Source organism: Pontiella desulfatans (assembly GCF_900890425.1).
Lineage (GTDB): Bacteria > Verrucomicrobiota > Kiritimatiellia > Kiritimatiellales > Pontiellaceae > Pontiella > Pontiella desulfatans.
Map to the genome: position 1 here is coordinate 1,073,207 of NZ_CAAHFG010000002.1, position 15,632 is coordinate 1,088,838.

Consider the following 15,632-nt stretch of genomic DNA (forward strand, 5'->3'; position numbering starts at 1 on the left):
GCAAAAATATGTCAGAAAAAATTCATGCAGGAAAAGGGGGGTTCACCCTGCCGGCCCAGGCCGGGATGGATGATGTGGTATTGGATCTGGCCCAGCGCTGGGGTGCGGATGCCTTCCGCGATTCCGATGGAACGGAGCTTTCCGAGTCCATTACGGAACTGGGCTACGACATCTATTCGACCCTCTGCCTGATTCGCGCCGACCAGGAGTGGAACAACGCCCATCCGGAAGACCACCAGCAAAAGTTTCTCTACTCCACGCCGCAGACCGCACGCGCCGATACGATGGAGATCGAGATCATGGCGCGCTACTCGAAAGAGCAGTATCGCATCGATGAGATCAACGACTGCAAGAAATATTGGGAAGTGGTCAACCGCACCACGGGAGAAGTGGTTCCCGTTTCCGATTGGGACTATGCCGAAGGTGTCGTGACCGTGCGCAACTGCGCCAAGTGGAATGTCTACAGCGTCAACTTCCTCGTCTACCAGATATGGGAAACCACCTCGATGTACAACCACATCACCAACAACTGGGGCGACAAACCGCACCAGTCCGGCATCGACCCGCGGAAAAAGGAAACGCGCGAACATATTTATCAGTTTCTCGTTAAGTGGCTCGAAACCCATCCCAACACGGACTGGGTTCGCTTCACTTCCATGGCCTACCAGTTCCCGATCATCACCAACCCGAAATCGGAAACCCTCTATCAGGACTGGTATGGCTATCTCGACTGCATGTCGGCCCAGGCGCTGGACGAGTTCGAAGAAAAGAAGGGCTACCGCCTGCGCCCGAACGACATTGTTGACAACGGCTACTTTAACTCCACCGACCGCGTACCCACGAAAGCCTATCTCGATTGGATCGAATTCGTGCACGAGTTCATGGTCGAATTCACCAAGCAGTGTGTGAAGCAGGTGCACGACGCCGGCAAGAAGGCCGTCATGTTCTATTGCGACCATTGGATTGGCACGGAACCCTACAAACCGGCATTCCAGGAAATCGGCATGGACGGAATCATCGGCCCCTGCATCAACGGCCGCGAAGTGCGCCGTGTCGCCGACGTACCGGGCGGGATGCTCAAAGAGCTGCGCCTCTATCCCTACTTCTTTGAAGTCGATCTCATGGGCGAGCCCACCTTCAAGGAGGGCGGCGACCCGGTGCGCGACTGCAAAAAATACTGGATGTGGATCCGCCGTGCGATGCTCCGCAAGCTGGTGCACCGCATTGGCTATGGCGGCTATCTTGACCTCGCGATCAAGTTTCCCGACTTTGTCGATTACCTCGAATACCAGACGAAGGAATACTACGCGCTCTGCGAAAACTCGCAGTTTACGCCGGCTGAAGCGCCGCTCAAAGTGGGGATTCTCAACGCCTGGGGAGCTCACCGCTCCTGGGGCTACGACGTCACCTGGCCGCTCGGCAGCATTACCGAATCGCTCTCCGGCCAGCCGTTCGATGTGGAGTGGATCTGCTTCGATGATATCCGCGGCGGTGTGCCGGAACGGTTCGACGTCATTATTAACTATGGCTATGCGGGCACCTCCTGGAGCGGTGGCGAAAACTGGACGGATCCGCGTGTCGTCTTCGCCATCCGCGAGTTTGTCGACAGCGGCGGCGGTTTGGTTGGCGTGTTCGACCCAACCTCGCACGAAAACGGCGGCACCTTCTACCAGCTGTGGGACATTCTCGGCGTGCAGAAGGAATATGGCCTCTCCGGCGACTGCAAGAAGGTCATCCCGACCGACATCGCGCAAGGGCACTTCATCGCCGCCGACCTCGCATCCACGAAGCCGGCACTCGGCAAACATGTGCAGACCATCTATCCGTGCATCGAATCGACGCAGATCATCGCCAAGGACGATGAGGGTAGCGTAACCATCGCCGCCAACGATTTCGGTAAAGGCCGCGGCGTCTACCTCGCCGGCTTTGAACTGGGCGCCGAGCAGAACCGCCTGCTGCAACGCGCCATCTGGTTTGCCGCCGGCCGCGAAGGCGAAATGGAAAAACGCTGGTTCGCCTCGAACATCGAAACCGAGATCGCCGCCTATCCCGAAACCGGGAAATACATCGTCATCAACAACTCCAACGATCCGCAAACCACCACGGTTGTGGATGGGGAAGGTCGCGCAAAAACGGTCGAACTCGATGCCAATGCATCCGCGTGGTTCGACTTTGAAGGCAACGAAATCTAACCGTTTCCAATCATTGGAAAACAGGAAAAAGGGTTCCACTTCGGTGGATCCTTTTTCGGTTTGAGGAAAAACGATTACACGGCTACCACGAAGGTTTTGGATTAGCGCCAGAGCTTTTCGAGCACGGTCAGCACGTCGTGGTCTTCGGTGCCGAAGGTATACAGGTGCTCGGCGAGGATGCGGCTGGCAGCGGTGATTTCGGGGTAGGGGGTGTCGGTGACATCCACGAACCCGATCTGGAAGTTTTCGCCGGGACGCCCGGCGGCGGATTGGTCGGAATAGGCAAACCAGTGCGTGCCCACCACGTTGGGATGGAGGACGCCGGCGACCACATAGGCGGCATAGGCGCGGCTGCGCTGGAGCTGGTCGGCAACCGGCCAAAGTCCAACGCCGGGAACGCCGCGGTCGGGCGCGCCGAAGTGGAATTCGGAATCGATGCAGGGTTTGTCGATGCCTTGGGGAACCTTGGCGCCGGAGAGCGGTTCATAACTATTGAGGCTGAGCACATCCACCTGCTTGATGGCTTGGGCAACGATTTCGGCGGGGACGTTGTGCATGCGGGAACCGAGGTAGAGATGGTTCGGCAAGGCCGCTCGCATGGCGGATCGGCAGGTCTTGTAGTAGGCTTCGGCAATCATGCCGCGCAGGTTGAGGATGTCGGCCTCCGCCGGTTCCGATTGTCCCGGGGCGGGAACTTCCTTGATGTTGTTCCAGTCGGTGTAGTCCGTGCCCCAGGCCGCGTTGAGTTTTCCGATGGTTGAATAGTTTGTTTGCAGTCGTTCAATGCAGGCCGTGCGGGCGGGAAGCCAGTCGATCTTGAACGCTTCGCGCACGAATTTATGGGTCCAGGCGATTTCGTTGTCGATAAAGACGCCGATGCAGAAGGAGTCGTCCGGATCGACCAAAGAGCGGAGCTTTTTTTCTAGCTTGTGCTGGAAGCCCGGTGCATAGGGATCCGAAATGCCCTCGCCGAGCGGGTTCCATGTTCCGCCATAATGCAGCATCGCGGTGTAGGGGGTTCGTTTGCTGCGGGAGAGATCGGCATCGGCCCATGCGCCCAGCGTATTCAGGCCCCAGGAGCGCATCCGTTTATGCAGGCGGTCGGCGGCCGGGCGAGTCCAGTCGGAGCCGAAGGTGCGCTCGAGATTGGCCTCGATGAACCGGATCCTGCCTTTGCCATCGATGGCCGGGATGGACTCGAACATCGCCTTCCGGTCGCTCGCCGGGGTGGACTGCCCGAATCCGACACTGTTGACGCCGTGGGAAAAGAAGAGCTTGCCGTCCGGATCAACCAGCCACCATTTCCCATCGACCTTTTCGGTGCGGAAGAACCCGGTGGCTTTGCGTTGGGGGCCGTTGATCCACCCGCCATAGGGGTTGAATGCCGCCGGGCCCGAATCGAGTTCCAGCCGTTGGCGTTCGACTTCGTTGCGTTTTGCGAGGTCTTCCAGACGGTGGAGTTTTCCGGGCCAGTCCAGCTGGCGTACCTGGCCGAAGGCATCGAGGTAGGGGAGTTCCATCAGGGCGGCGTTGGCTTTGGCCCCATAGGGCTGCGCCAGGCTGACGGTGATGTTGTCCAGTGAAAGGGTTTGCGTGGAGGAGTGGATCTGTAAACGGCAGGCGCTGATTTTCGCCGGATCGAACGGTTTCCAGTGGGAGCGGTAGCCGTTGGGTTTCCCATACATTCCATCGAAAATTTCAGGAGCGTCGTCTACGTCGGCCGCCCGGGGGAAGGGAAAGCCGAGGGTGGCGCGCTCGCCGGGCATAATGAATGCCTCGCTCGGTGTGCTGTTGTGCCAGTCCTGTGCGCCTTTATTGTCCAGGCGGCCCTTGATCCAAACCAGGCCGGAACCGCTGTTCTCGATATCGACCCGGAAGTAGCTGAACCCGGATGCATTCCAGGTGCCGTTTCCGGGCCGGAGCACAACCGTGCCGCTTTTTTGCGGTAGATTCCCCGAAATCCGGAAGGTCGAGTTTTCTTCTTTTGAGAACTCGATTCCCCTCGGCGGGGAGCAGGTTACCAAGGAAAGGGTTTCGACCGGCTTCAGAAGGGTCTCCGTCGTAATGGATTTAGCTGCGGGTGAAAATCCGGAAAAACCAATGAAGGCTACCCAGGAGAGTCGTTGTGCTGTTTTGAAGTACATGAATTTATATGCCCATTAAGAGGTCGCCCTATCGTCAGGTCTTCCGCCTGGTAGTCTACATAAACTATGGTGGAACCTTGGAGATTCCTGACGCACTAAAACAGGGGAAAGCCTTGAGCGGTTGCGAACAGGCTTAAAGGCTCACTCGATAGCTGGGGTTTTTGATTCGCAAAACATCTCACATTGCGCGCATAATACGCATATACAACCGGTCGGTAGGCCGGTAGCTTGTTGCGATATCAATGACGGAGGATTTGTGATGAAGGAGTATAGGCAGTTTATCGATGGCCAGTGGATGGTTTCGCATTCCGGCAAGACCGATACGGTGATCAATCCCGCGACAGAGGAGCAGATCGGCACCGTGCAGGATGGCGACGAGGTGGATGTTCAGCTGGCGCTGGAAGCCGCCGAGCGGGCGCAGAAGGCGTGGGGCCGCAAGCCGCCGCGCCAGCGGGCCGAGATCATGCGCGCATTTGCCAATGAGATTCGGGCGAATCGCGAACGGCTGGCCGAGCTGCTGGTGCGGGAGCAGGGCAAGCTGATCGGGGTGGCGGGCATGGAGGTGGATGTTACGGCATCCTTCATCGATTATGCCTGCGACTGGGCGCGCCAGCTGGAGGGGTCGATTGTTCCATCGGACAATGAAAAGGAACATATTTGGATACACTCCATTCCACGCGGTGTGGTGGTTGGCATCACGGCCTGGAATTTTCCGCTGGCGCTGGCGGGGCGTAAGATTGGCCCGGCGCTGGTGGCCGGCAACGCCATGGTGGTCAAGCCGCCGCCGGACACGCCGCTGGCCACGCTGGAGCTCGGCGATCTGGCCAACAAGGCCGGCATTCCGAAGGGCGTCTTGAACATTATCACCGGTCCGGGCAAGGAAGTCGGCGGTGCGTTGGTTGCAAACCCCATCACGAAGATGGTCACCATGACCGGCAGCACGCCGGTTGGGCAGGCCATCGTGGAAAACAGTGCCAAGAACCTGGCGCACGTCCAGTTGGAGCTCGGCGGCAAGGCGCCGTTCCTGGTGCTGGAAGACGCCAACCTGGAAGCCGCCGCCAAGGCGGCGCTGCATTCGCGGTTCGATAACTGCGGGCAGGTTTGCACCTGCAACGAGCGTCTGTATGTCCACGAAAAGGTCTACGACGAATTCATGGCCATCTTCATGCCGATGGTGAAGGCGCTGAAGGTGGGCGACCCGATGGATCCCGCATCCGACCTGGGGCCGAAGATGAATGCGCGCGAGCTGCAAAACATGAAGGACCTGGTGCAGACCACCCTCGAAGAAGGCGCCACGCTGCTCTGCGGCGGCAAGGTGCCGGAAGGCGAACTGTTCCAGAAGGGGTTCTGGTTCGAGCCGACCATCTTTACCGACGTGACGCAGGGGATGACCCTTGTGCACAAGGAAATATTCGGCCCCATTCTGCCGGTGATCAAGTTCAGCTCCACCGAGCAGGCGATCGAATTCGCCAACGACTGCGAATATGGGTTGGCGGCGATGGTCTTCACCGAAGACATGAAGACCGTGATGCGCCTGACCGATGAACTCGATTGCGGCGAAATATACATCAACCGCGGCCATGGCGAGCAGCACCAGGGCTTCCACAACGGATTCAAAATGAGCGGAACCGGCGGGGAGGATGGCCGCCACGGCCTCAGCCAATACCTGGAAAAGAAAACGTTCTACGTGAACTACAACTAAGAAAGGCACCACGAAATACACGAAATACACGAAAATCCGGATGAAGGGAGATTTAGTGTATTTCGTGTTTTTCGTGGTTCAAAAGAGTCATGAGCAAAATCAAAACCATCGCCACCCGGCTGTTCGAGGTTCCGCTGGCCGAGGTGCTGTCGGACGCCAAGCATGGCGACCACCACTATTTCGAGCTGGTCACGGCAACCGTCACGCTCGAAGACGGTAGCCAGGGCACCGGCTACACCTATACCGGCGGCAAGGGCGGCCATGCCATCAAGGCCATGATCGAGCACGACCTCGCGCCGGTACTCGTGGGCAAGGACGGAACGGCCATTGCCGAAATCTACGATTTCATGGAATGGCACATCCACTATGTCGGTCGCGGCGGCATTGCCTCGTTCGCCATTTCCGCCATCGACATAGCGCTGTGGGACATCAAGGGCAAGCAGTCCGGCGAGCCGCTCTGGAAAATGGCGGGCGGCGCGGACAGCAGCTGCCGCGCCTATTGCGGCGGCATCGACCTCATGTTCCCGCTCGAAAAACTGCTCAACAACATCCGCGGCTATCTAGCCGCCGGGTTTGATGGCGTGAAGATTAAGATCGGCCGCGAAAACCTCGACGAGGATATCGAACGCATTGCCGCCGTCCGCGAGCTGATCGGCCCCGACATCACCTTCATGGTCGATGCCAACTATTCGATGAGCGTCGAGAAGGCGATCGAAGCGGCGAAGCGGTTCGCGCCATACGACATCACCTGGTTCGAGGAGCCGACCATCCCGGACGACTATGCCGGGTATGCCAGGATTGCCGACGCCACCGGCATGCCGCTGGCGATGGGCGAAAACCTGCACACCATCCACGAGTTTGGCTATGCGTTCGACCAGGCCAAGCTTTCGTTCATCCAGCCCGATGCCTCCAACTGCGGCGGCGTGAGCGGCTGGCTGGCGGCGGCGGAACTTTCGGAAAAACATAACATTCCGGTCTGTTCGCACGGTATGCAGGAGCTGCACGTCAGCCTGGTTTCGGCGCGGCCGAACGCGGGGTGGATCGAGGTGCACAGCTTCCCGATCGATGAATACACCAAGCGTCCGCTGGTGGTCGAAAACCATCGCGCCATCGCGCCGGACACGCCGGGCACCGGCGTCGAGTTCGACTGGAATGCCCTCAAACCCTATGAGGTTTGAAGGCGGTTGTCAGTTCCCGGTTATGGGTTGTCGGGAACTGCAAACGGCCTAATAACGAATAACGGATAACCAATAACAGGGAAAATCATGAAAGCAGCATACTATACCGGAGATCAGAGTTTCACGATCCGCGAGGATCAACCGAAGGAACCGCAAGCGGGCGAAGCCCGGGTCAAGATTGCCTATTGCGGCATCTGCGGCACCGACCTGCATGTCTACCACGGCGCCATGGATGCGCGCGTGACAACCAACCGCGTGGTGGGCCACGAATGTTCGGGCATCGTCGATGCCCTCGGCGAGGGGGTGGAGGGCTTCGAAGTCGGCGACCAGGTGGTGATCCGCCCGTTGGCCAGCTGCGGCGAATGCCCGGCCTGTAAAAAGGGCTACACACACGTTTGCCAAAAACTAAAGTTCCTCGGTCTCGATACCGAAGGCGCGTTCCAGCAGGCCTGGACGCTGCCGGCCAATACCCTGCACAAGGTGCCGGCCGACATGCGGCTCGACTTTGCCGCGCTGATCGAACCGACCGCCGTGGCGTGCCACGACGTGGCGCGCGCCAACATCCAGCCGGGCGAAGACGTGCTGGTGATTGGCGGCGGCCCCATCGGGTTGCTCGTGGCCATGGTGGCCAAGCAGGCGGGCGGCAATGTCGTCGTCTCCGAAGTGAGCGAATACCGCTTGGGCATCGCCGAAAAGCTGGGCTTCAAGACGCTCAACGCCATGAAGGTCAACGTGGCGGAGGAGGTCTGGAAAATGACCGGCGACAAGGGCGCGGAAGTGGTATTCGAGGTTTCGGCCACGCAGCCGGGCGTCGACACGATGACCGAAGCCGCCGCCGTGCGCGGGCGTATTGTGATGGTGGGCATCATCGGGGGCCGCAAGCCGGAGGTTGACCTGTTCAAGTTTTTCTGGCGCGAGCTGCAGTTGCTCGGCGCGCGGGTCTACGAAGCGGCCGACTATGAAAAGGCGATCGAACTGATTGTTTCCGGCGCGATCGACTGCGAAACGCTCATCACCGACATTCAGGAACTTGAAGACATCACCAAGGCGTTCCAGGCATTGGATGGCAACGCCACGGCGATGAAAAGCTTGATTAAGTGTAGCTAGCGTAATGCGTAATGCGTAATGCGTAATGCGTAATGCGTAATGCGTAAATTTTGAAAGAATGGTTCGTCGGTGCAATTACGCATTGCGAATTACTCGTTAAATAACTAACAGGAGAAATAAAATGGGTGTAATGGATCTGTTCAACCTAGAAGGAAAAGTGGCGCTGGTTACCGGCGGAACTCATGGCATCGGCATGGCGGTCGGCATGGTACTCGGCCAGGCGGGCGCGAAGGTGTGCGTGAACGACATCGACGAAGCCAAGCTTGAATCCGCCAAGAAGGAATATGCTGCGGCGGGGCTCGATGTGTATACGCTGGTTTTCAATGTGACCGATGAAGCGGACGTGGATGCCGGCATTTCCAAGATCGAGGCGGACGTCGGCGAGATCGACATCCTCGTGAACAACGCGGGCATCATCAAGCGCGTGCCGATCCTCGACATGCCGGTTTCGGATTTCGAGCAGGTGATCGATGTCGACCTGATCGCTCCCTTCATCGTGGGCAAGCGCTGCGCGCCGAACATGATCAAGAAGCGCGAAGGCAAGATCATCAACATGTGTTCGATGATGAGCCGCTATGGCCGCAACTCGGTTTCCGCCTATGCCTCCGCCAAGGGTGGCCTGAAAATGCTGACGGCCAACATGTGCTGCGAGTGGGCGAAGTACAACGTGCAGGTCAACGGCATCGGCCCGGGCTACATCGCCACCGCGCAAACCGCGCCGATCCGCGAAGGCGGCCATCCGTTCAACGACCTCGTCATGACCCGCACGCCGGCCGACCGCTGGGGCGAGCCGGAAGATGTCGGCAACGCCGCGCTCTTCCTGGCCTCCAAGGCCAGCCAGTTCGTCAACGGCCACGTGCTCTACGTGGATGGCGGCATCACGGCCAACTTTGGCTACGTGAAGGGCGAAAACGTAGTGTAATCTACTCCTGGAGGGGCGCTCGCCGAGCGCCCCTCTACTCTTTATTCGGATGAAAGAGCGCGCCAAAGAGATTGCCCTGTGCATCGACTATAACAGCAACTACTACCGCAGTATTGTCGGCGGGGTGGCGCGCTATAGCGGCATGAAGGGGTGGCGCTTTTTCACGAGCCGCGGAATTCCGCAAATCTCGCTGCACGATCTAAAGAGCTGGGAGGGCACCGGTGTGATTGGCCGGCTTTCTCCCGAGCTCATTGCCGACCTGCAGCGCAGGGGCATCCCGGCGGTGAACATTAAGTCGGACTACCTCAACCTGCCGGTGGCCTCGGTGCTGATGGACAACATGGCCACCGGGAAACTGGCCGCCGAATATTTGATCGAGAAAGGCGTCCGCCGGTTTGCGGCGACGGCCTGGTCGATCAAGGGGGCCAGCGGCAACCTCAAGGTCCAGGGCTTCATCGAGGGCCTGGAGGCGCGGGGGTTCCGGGCCACGGTGCTTGAGTCGTACAAGGAGATCCAGAAGCTGGATCAGATTCTCCAGGTCGAGAAGGGCGAAACGGTGGGCGTGTTCGCCGCCGAGGATTTTCTGGGCCGCATGGTGATCGAGGCCTGCGAGGACCACGGCCTGCGCGTGCCGGAAGATGTTGCCGTTATGGGCTGCGACAACAGCCCGTTCATCTGCGAAATGGTGAAGCCAACCATGACCAGTGTCGAGCTGGGGGCCGAACGCGTCGGCTACCAGGCCGCGTCGCTGCTCGATAGCCTGATCCAGCATGGCGAAATCCCCTCCGAGCCCATCATGGTGGCGCCGGAGCGGATCGTTGAACGGCAATCGACCGACATCCTGGAAATTGGCGATGAACTCGTGGCCAAATCGCTCCGCTTCATTCGCGCCAACGCCTCAAGGCCGATCACGGTGGGCGAGGTGACCGACGCGCTGTTCTGCAACCGGCGCGTGCTGGAGAAACGGTTCAAGACCGAGGTGGGGCGCACGCTGCACGAGGAGATCCGCCGCTCGCGGATCGAGCGCGCCTGCAAGCTGCTGCGCGAGTCCGACATGCTCGTCGAGGTGCTGGCCGAGGCGTGCGGCTACAGTAGCCGCGAGCGCTTCAACGCCGCCTTCCGCCGCGAAACCGGCAAGACCCCTTCCGCCTACCGCAAGGAATACCGCTTCGCAAACAACTAGACGCAGGCGCCGGCCGGCGTGAACGGTTCCTAATGGGCGTTGATGCCGTGGATCATGAAGACGGCGTGTTCGAGTGTGCGGAGGATTTCAAAAACATATTCCTTCACGGCCTTGACGCTGCCGGGCAGGGTGTAGACCTGGGTTTGGCCAATGGTGCCGGCCACCGAGCGGCTGAGCAGGGCCGACGGAATCCTGTCGCCATATTTCACCCGGATGAATTCCATCACGCCCGGCAGCTCTTTTTCCAGCAGGGGGGCAACCACGTCGGGGGTGATGTCGCGCGGACCAAGGCCGGTGCCGCCGGTCGTGAAGATGATATCGGCTCCCCCCGCGACGGCTTCGCCGAGGATTGCCTTCAGCGCATCGGCATCGTCCGGAATGAGCGAGACCGAGCATTCGAGGTTCCAGGGCTTGCCGTCAAAGTGCGCTTCGAGATCGGTCTTGATCTGCGGCCCGCTCAGGTCTTCGTATTCCCCGTTGTAGGCGCGGTCGCTCAGCGTGATGATGCGGACGTCGAGGGTGTGTGGGATGTGCTCCATCGCGTCGCCGGCCTTGGCCGAGCCGCCGTTGACGACGCGGCAAAAGAGGCCTTCCTTGGGCATGACGCATTTGCCGACTTCCATAAAAATGGCGCAGCCATCGCCATGGCACTTCTTGCCGATCTGCGTGACTTCCAGTTCCGCCGCGCCAATCTTGAACCGGTCGAGCAGGTTGACGTGGGTCAGGTCGATGCCGCGCGTGGTAATGTTTTCCGCGAACTCGCCCGGGGAAAAGGTGCGGTCGGTTTCGGCCGCCGCAAACTGGTCGATGCTTTCCTTCGCCAGCAGGCTGACCTGCCGGTGCCAGCTCCCGGCATGCGCATCCCCGGCAATGCCGTGTTCATTGAACGTGATCGAGGGAACCGGCCTCTTCACCGTCCCTTTTTCCTTGGAAACATTAACCGATACGATTTCGATGCCCATTAGCGCACTCCTTCTCTTTCGTGAGGGGGTAGCCACAAAGAGGCACAAGAAGCACGAGGACTCCGAAGGATCTGGTCTTTGTGTTTTTTGTGCCTCTTCGTGGCCATTATTCCGTTACCGTCTCTTTCTTTTTTTCGATCAGGGTGATGCGGCCGAGCTCCATGTTTTTGTCGACGGCCTTGCACATGTCGTAGATGGTGAGCAGGGCGACGCTGACCGCCGTCAGGGCTTCCATCTCGACGCCGGTCTGTCCGGTGCACTTGACTTCGCTGACGACCTCCGCGCCGTCTTCCTTCAGCTCGGCCTTCACTTGCACCTTGGAGAGGAGCAGGGTGTGGCAGAGTGGAATCAGGTCGAAGGTTTTCTTGGCGGCCTGCGTGCCGGCCAACTCGGCGGTGATCAGGACGTTGCCTTTTTTCAGGGCGTTATTGCCGATCAGTTCGAGGGTGGCCGGCTCGAGTTTAATGAAGCCCTTGGCCTTCGCCATGCGGTGCGAGATCGCCTTGTCGCCAACATCGACCATGGCCGGGCGGTTGTCGTTTCCAATGTGGGTGAGTTCGTTCATGGGTGGTTATTCCTCGTGTTTTGCTTTTTATCCTGTTGTGTTTGGCAAAATCATTAAATGCAAAATGTTGGCTACGATATGGCGCCGTGCATGTTTCTCATTTTGCATTTAATGATTTTGCTTAACTCCTCTGCTGCAAGGCCGATAGTGATGTCGCAATAATGCTGCTGGTTGCATGGGCTGAATGATCCTATCCTCTTCTCTATTCCTGCTGGATTAACCTCCAATGCTGTAGAATTGGTTGGTTTCGCTTTTATGGCCGGATGCGGGTTTGTTGCCGACGGCGGCGCGCAGGGCCGGTTCGATGCCGAGTTCCTTGACGGAATAGTGAAGGTCGCTGAAGAGGCAGGGAAAGAGGTCGCCCTTGCTGGTGAGGCGCAGGCGGTTGCAGGTTGAGCAGTGGCCTCCGTCGCCGCCTTCCACCGTCCAGAACGATCCGTTGCGGATGTCCATGCAACGGATGTAGCGTACCTCGCATCCCTGCTCCCTGCCGTAGGTTGCAACGGCCTGCGCATCCGGTTCATCGGCGCTTTGGGTAATCACGCAGTTGAGTTTGATGGTTTTGAACCCGGCGGCCTTGGCGGCTTCAAGCCCGCGCAACACGTCGCGAAGGTCGCCGCCTCGCGTGGTCTGCCGGTAACGGTCGGGGTCGAGGGTGTCGAGGCTGACGTTGAGGCGGTGCAACCCGGCGTCCTTCAGCGGCTGCGCGAAGGATTCGAGCAGGATGCCGTTGGTCGTCATGGCCAGGTCGTTGATGCCTTCGATGCTGGAAAGCATTTCCACCAGATGGACCATGTTGCGGCGCACCAGCGGCTCGCCGCCGGTCAGGCGCACCTTGTCCACACCCAGCCCAACGGCCACCGCCGCAATGTCGCGGATCTCCTCGAACGAAAGGATTTCCGGGTGGGGGATTTGCTCGATGCCTTCTTCCGGCATGCAATACCTGCAACGCAGGTTGCAGAGGTCGGTCACGGAAATCCGCAGGTAGTTGATGCGCCTGTTAAAACAATCGAACATCGACTTCCTCGTCTTGCTTGAAGCTCGAACCCTCGGAGGGGCAGAGCAGGAATCCATCCGCACTGCACAGGGCGTTGATGTGGGCGGAGCCGTGGTATTCGATCGGCTCAACCCGGTCGGGCGCGGTGAAGCGGATGGGGATGATGGCGCTGCGCTTGGCCGGTTTGAGCCGCAGGTCGCGGTTGAGCTTGGCGCACACGTGCCGCGGCCTGAAGGCATGCCCCATCATGTTGAACAGGAAGGGTTTCACGAGCGCCTCGAACTGCATGTAGGTCGCAACCGGGTTGCCGGGCAGCGCAAAGACGCGCACCTGTTCGCCAACGCCAAACGTCGAAGGGCGTCCCGGCTTGATCGCCACGCTGGTGAAGAGCAGTTCGATTCCGTTGTTCTTCAGGATGCCGGGGACGAGGTCGTAGTCGCCCATCGAAACGCCGCCCGAAAGCATGACGACATCGTTTTCCGCCATGGCTTTCCCAATGGCGGCAGCGAGCGCCTCCTCGTCGTCAACGGCGATGCCCATGTTGGTGGCCAAGCAACCCATCTGCTCCACCTGGGCGGCCAGCTGCCAGCCGTTGCTGTTGCGGATCTTGGCGCCGGTGGCTTTTTCGGACGGTTCGACCAGCTCGCTGCCGGTCGAGATGATGCCGACGCGCGGTTGCTTCGCGACGCGCGGTTGCGTGCAACCCACCGTGGCGAGCACGGCGATGTGCTGCGGCTGGATAACGGCGCCCTTGGCGAGCACCTCGTCGCCGGCCCGGATGTCTTCGCCCCGGGTGCAAATGTTGGTTTTGGTTTCCTCTTCCGTGTAGCGGATCGTTGTGGCGGAAACCTCCACCGTATCCTCCACCATGATCACGCAGTCGGCACCCTGCGGCACCATTGAGCCGGTCATGATCTTGGCGCATTCGTTTGCGCCGATGGTTTTGGTGGGGGCGACGCCCGCGGGGAGCTCCTCGACCACCGTCAGTTCGTTCCGGATATCCGCGCGGCGGCAGGCATAGCCATCCATCGCCGACTTGTTGAACGGCGGCATGTCGATGTCCGACAAAACAGGCTCGGCCAGCACCCGGCCCAGGCTTTGTTCGAGCGGCACGGTTTCGCTGCCGAGGGCCAGGCAGTTATCCATCACAATGGCATAGGCTTCGTCGAAGGTAATCATGGTTCCATCCTTGTGGTTCGGTTAGGCGGTTGGGTTTGCGGCCTCGTTGACGAGTCGTTCGAACGAGGCCTCGGCATAAAGCTTCACGTCCGCCTTGAAGCGGTTGAAGAGCTTGAGCAGGCGCGCGCCTTCGGGCGTCAGCACGGTTTTTCCGCCGCGGGAACCGCCCCGGCTTTTGACGATGAGGGTGTGGCCCAGGTTGCTTTCGGCTTTTTTCAGATCGCCCCACGCCTTGCGGTAGCTCATGCCCAGCTGCTCCGCCGCCGCCGAAAGGGAGCCGAGCTCGTCGATGGCCTCCAGCAACCGGCAGCGCCCCCCGCCAATCACATTCTCCCCATCCTCCGTCGAGAGCCATAGCTTCATGTTCGGTACTAGTTCCATCCGATCCCCATCCCGTCCTTGCTTTTTGATTCCACCACGAAATACACCAACTTCTCGAAAGGGTTTTATACCAGATTAAACTGATTTTAATTTTTTACCACAGAGTTCACAGAGACGCAGAGGGTGGCGGATATATTGGTTGCTCTGTGCCTCCGTGCGCTCTGTGGTGAGACTCTTCAAGTTAATTGCCTTTTAGTCGATTGCCTTTTCCAATGCGCCGGCACTCCCGATATGCACAGAAAAACATATCGAAAGGGCCGCGCAACATGCACGTCTTTCCCGCCGGAAAGTTTTAGCGGGGAAAACGGTGCGGAACGCCATGGATGCACGCGCCACAAAGCATCCATGCCGACGAGTTAGCTTTTGCAAAAAAACGTACGCGGTGTAGGGTGTGAGGTAGGAATGGTTTTTGAAACAGGATGCCCGGCGGGGCTGTTTTTACACCCTTTGCGAAAGGTGGATCGAATGGATATTGAGCAGGTGTGCAGGAGCGGGGAACGGGCGCTGGCCAAGGCGGATCCGGTGATGGGGCGCTTGATCAAGCGGCACGGTCCGTGCCCGATCCACGACACCTCGGGCACCATGTTCCACCATTTGGCCAGCGCGATTATTGCGCAGCAGCTGTCGGTCAAGGCGGCCGCCACGATCCAGGAACGGGTCATGAAGCTGACGGCCAAACCGATGTCGCCGGCAAAATTCCTTTTGGTCGAAGTCGACGGGCTGCGGGCGGCCGGATTGTCGAAGCAAAAGGTTTCCTACATCCGCAACCTAGCGGAAGCCATGGAGCAGGGGTTGTCGAAGGGCAGGTTGCAACGGATGTCCGACGATGAGGCGATGTCGGCCCTGACGGCGGTCAAGGGCATCGGGCAATGGACGGCGGAGATGTACCTGATGTTCGGGCTCCGGCGGTTGGATGTTGTGTCGCTGGGCGATGCCGGGTTGCAGCGAGCCGCCCGGATGCTGTACAACGGGGGGGAGGCCGAGCCTGGCCTGCTCGCCCGGGTAAGCGAAAACTGGAAACCCTACCGCTCCATCGCCTGCTGGTACCTCTGGCAGTCGCTGGACTGAGGCCGAAACAACTTTTTCCTTTTTTCGCGCCTAATCCAGTGACGAATGGCGT

At 59.4% G+C, this 15,632-nt stretch carries 13 protein-coding genes; 7 read left to right on the top strand and 6 right to left on the bottom strand.

The genetic code is table 11. The annotated features are described in order from the left end of the window. Window positions 1-8 precede the first annotated feature (8 nt). Window positions 9-2,192 carry a 1,3-beta-galactosyl-N-acetylhexosamine phosphorylase gene (gene gnpA, locus E9954_RS19935; RefSeq protein WP_168442432.1) on the top strand — a complete coding sequence of 728 codons (2,184 nt, stop codon included), beginning with the start codon at window positions 9-11 and terminating at the stop codon, window positions 2,190-2,192. Between the two features lie 101 nt (window positions 2,193-2,293). Here the strand turns inward: gnpA and E9954_RS19940 are convergent, their stop codons facing one another. Further along, a complete protein-coding gene (locus E9954_RS19940) occupies window positions 2,294-4,336 on the bottom strand; it encodes an alpha-amylase family protein (protein ID WP_136081032.1) in 2,043 nt (680 codons plus the stop codon). 259 nt (window positions 4,337-4,595) lie between these two features. Between E9954_RS19940 and aldA the strand changes: the two genes are divergently transcribed. The 5 genes from aldA (at window position 4,596) to E9954_RS19965 (ending at window position 10,428) form a co-directional block, all read left to right on the top strand. Continuing rightward, window positions 4,596-6,038 carry an aldehyde dehydrogenase gene (aldA, locus tag E9954_RS19945; protein WP_136081033.1) on the top strand — a complete coding sequence of 481 codons (1,443 nt, stop codon included), beginning with the start codon at window positions 4,596-4,598 and terminating at the stop codon, window positions 6,036-6,038. 89 nt (window positions 6,039-6,127) lie between these two features. Next, window positions 6,128-7,216, top strand: coding sequence for a mandelate racemase/muconate lactonizing enzyme family protein (locus E9954_RS19950; RefSeq protein WP_136081034.1), 1,089 nt, complete (start codon window positions 6,128-6,130; stop codon window positions 7,214-7,216). An 87-nt stretch (window positions 7,217-7,303) separates the two neighbouring features. Further along, window positions 7,304-8,323, top strand: coding sequence for a zinc-dependent alcohol dehydrogenase (locus tag E9954_RS19955; protein WP_136081035.1), 1,020 nt, complete (start codon window positions 7,304-7,306; stop codon window positions 8,321-8,323). Between the two features lie 121 nt (window positions 8,324-8,444). Beyond that, window positions 8,445-9,245, top strand: a complete 801-nt coding sequence (locus E9954_RS19960; RefSeq protein ID WP_136081036.1) for a gluconate 5-dehydrogenase — start codon at window positions 8,445-8,447, stop codon at window positions 9,243-9,245. 49 nt (window positions 9,246-9,294) lie between these two features. Then, window positions 9,295-10,428: an AraC family transcriptional regulator gene (locus tag E9954_RS19965; RefSeq protein ID WP_136081037.1), complete on the top strand. Its 1,134-nt coding sequence runs from the start codon at window positions 9,295-9,297 to the stop codon at window positions 10,426-10,428. A 29-nt stretch (window positions 10,429-10,457) separates the two neighbouring features. On the opposite strand, the gene E9954_RS19970 is transcribed toward E9954_RS19965, so the two are convergent. From E9954_RS19970 to E9954_RS19990, 5 genes are all read right to left on the bottom strand, one after another. Then, entirely contained in the window at window positions 10,458-11,390 is a 933-nt protein-coding gene (locus E9954_RS19970; protein WP_136081038.1) for an MOSC domain-containing protein, read from the bottom strand. A 106-nt stretch (window positions 11,391-11,496) separates the two neighbouring features. Beyond that, the gene (moaC, locus tag E9954_RS19975; RefSeq protein ID WP_136081039.1) at window positions 11,497-11,955 is read right to left on the bottom strand and encodes a cyclic pyranopterin monophosphate synthase MoaC; all 459 of its coding nucleotides are present in this window, start codon (window positions 11,953-11,955) and stop codon (window positions 11,497-11,499) included. Between the two features lie 216 nt (window positions 11,956-12,171). Beyond that, entirely contained in the window at window positions 12,172-12,972 is an 801-nt protein-coding gene (locus tag E9954_RS19980) for a GTP 3',8-cyclase MoaA (RefSeq protein ID WP_136081040.1), read from the bottom strand. After that, window positions 12,956-14,131: a molybdopterin molybdotransferase MoeA gene (locus E9954_RS19985; protein ID WP_136081041.1), complete on the bottom strand. Its 1,176-nt coding sequence runs from the start codon at window positions 14,129-14,131 to the stop codon at window positions 12,956-12,958. Before E9954_RS19985 ends, E9954_RS19980 begins: the two co-directional genes overlap by 17 nt. Window positions 14,132-14,152: 21 nt before the next feature. Next, entirely contained in the window at window positions 14,153-14,512 is a 360-nt protein-coding gene (locus tag E9954_RS19990; RefSeq protein ID WP_168442433.1) for a winged helix-turn-helix domain-containing protein, read from the bottom strand. Window positions 14,513-14,977: 465 nt separating this feature from the next. On the opposite strand from E9954_RS19990, the gene E9954_RS19995 reads away from it, so the two are divergent. Continuing rightward, complete coding sequence (locus E9954_RS19995; protein WP_168442434.1) at window positions 14,978-15,580, top strand: DNA-3-methyladenine glycosylase family protein; 603 nt, start codon at window positions 14,978-14,980, stop codon at window positions 15,578-15,580. Window positions 15,581-15,632: the final 52 nt, after the last annotated feature.

Bases quoted from the DNA above. Each gene is read 5' to 3' on its own strand.
- aldA (WP_136081033.1), top strand. From the start codon at position 4,596: ATGAAGGAGTATAGGCAGTTTATCGATGGCCAGTGGATGGTTTCGCAT.
- E9954_RS19980 (WP_136081040.1), bottom strand. From the start codon at position 12,972: ATGTTCGATTGTTTTAACAGGCGCATCAACTACCTGCGGATTTCCGTG.
- E9954_RS19950 (WP_136081034.1), top strand. From the start codon at position 6,128: ATGAGCAAAATCAAAACCATCGCCACCCGGCTGTTCGAGGTTCCGCTG.
- E9954_RS19990 (WP_168442433.1), bottom strand. From the start codon at position 14,512: ATGGAACTAGTACCGAACATGAAGCTATGGCTCTCGACGGAGGATGGG.
- E9954_RS19955 (WP_136081035.1), top strand. From the start codon at position 7,304: ATGAAAGCAGCATACTATACCGGAGATCAGAGTTTCACGATCCGCGAG.
- moaC (WP_136081039.1), bottom strand. From the start codon at position 11,955: ATGAACGAACTCACCCACATTGGAAACGACAACCGCCCGGCCATGGTC.
- E9954_RS19970 (WP_136081038.1), bottom strand. From the start codon at position 11,390: ATGGGCATCGAAATCGTATCGGTTAATGTTTCCAAGGAAAAAGGGACG.
- E9954_RS19995 (WP_168442434.1), top strand. From the start codon at position 14,978: ATGGATATTGAGCAGGTGTGCAGGAGCGGGGAACGGGCGCTGGCCAAG.
- E9954_RS19985 (WP_136081041.1), bottom strand. From the start codon at position 14,131: ATGATTACCTTCGACGAAGCCTATGCCATTGTGATGGATAACTGCCTG.
- E9954_RS19940 (WP_136081032.1), bottom strand. From the start codon at position 4,336: ATGTACTTCAAAACAGCACAACGACTCTCCTGGGTAGCCTTCATTGGT.
- E9954_RS19965 (WP_136081037.1), top strand. From the start codon at position 9,295: ATGAAAGAGCGCGCCAAAGAGATTGCCCTGTGCATCGACTATAACAGC.
- E9954_RS19960 (WP_136081036.1), top strand. From the start codon at position 8,445: ATGGGTGTAATGGATCTGTTCAACCTAGAAGGAAAAGTGGCGCTGGTT.
- gnpA (WP_168442432.1), top strand. From the start codon at position 9: ATGTCAGAAAAAATTCATGCAGGAAAAGGGGGGTTCACCCTGCCGGCC.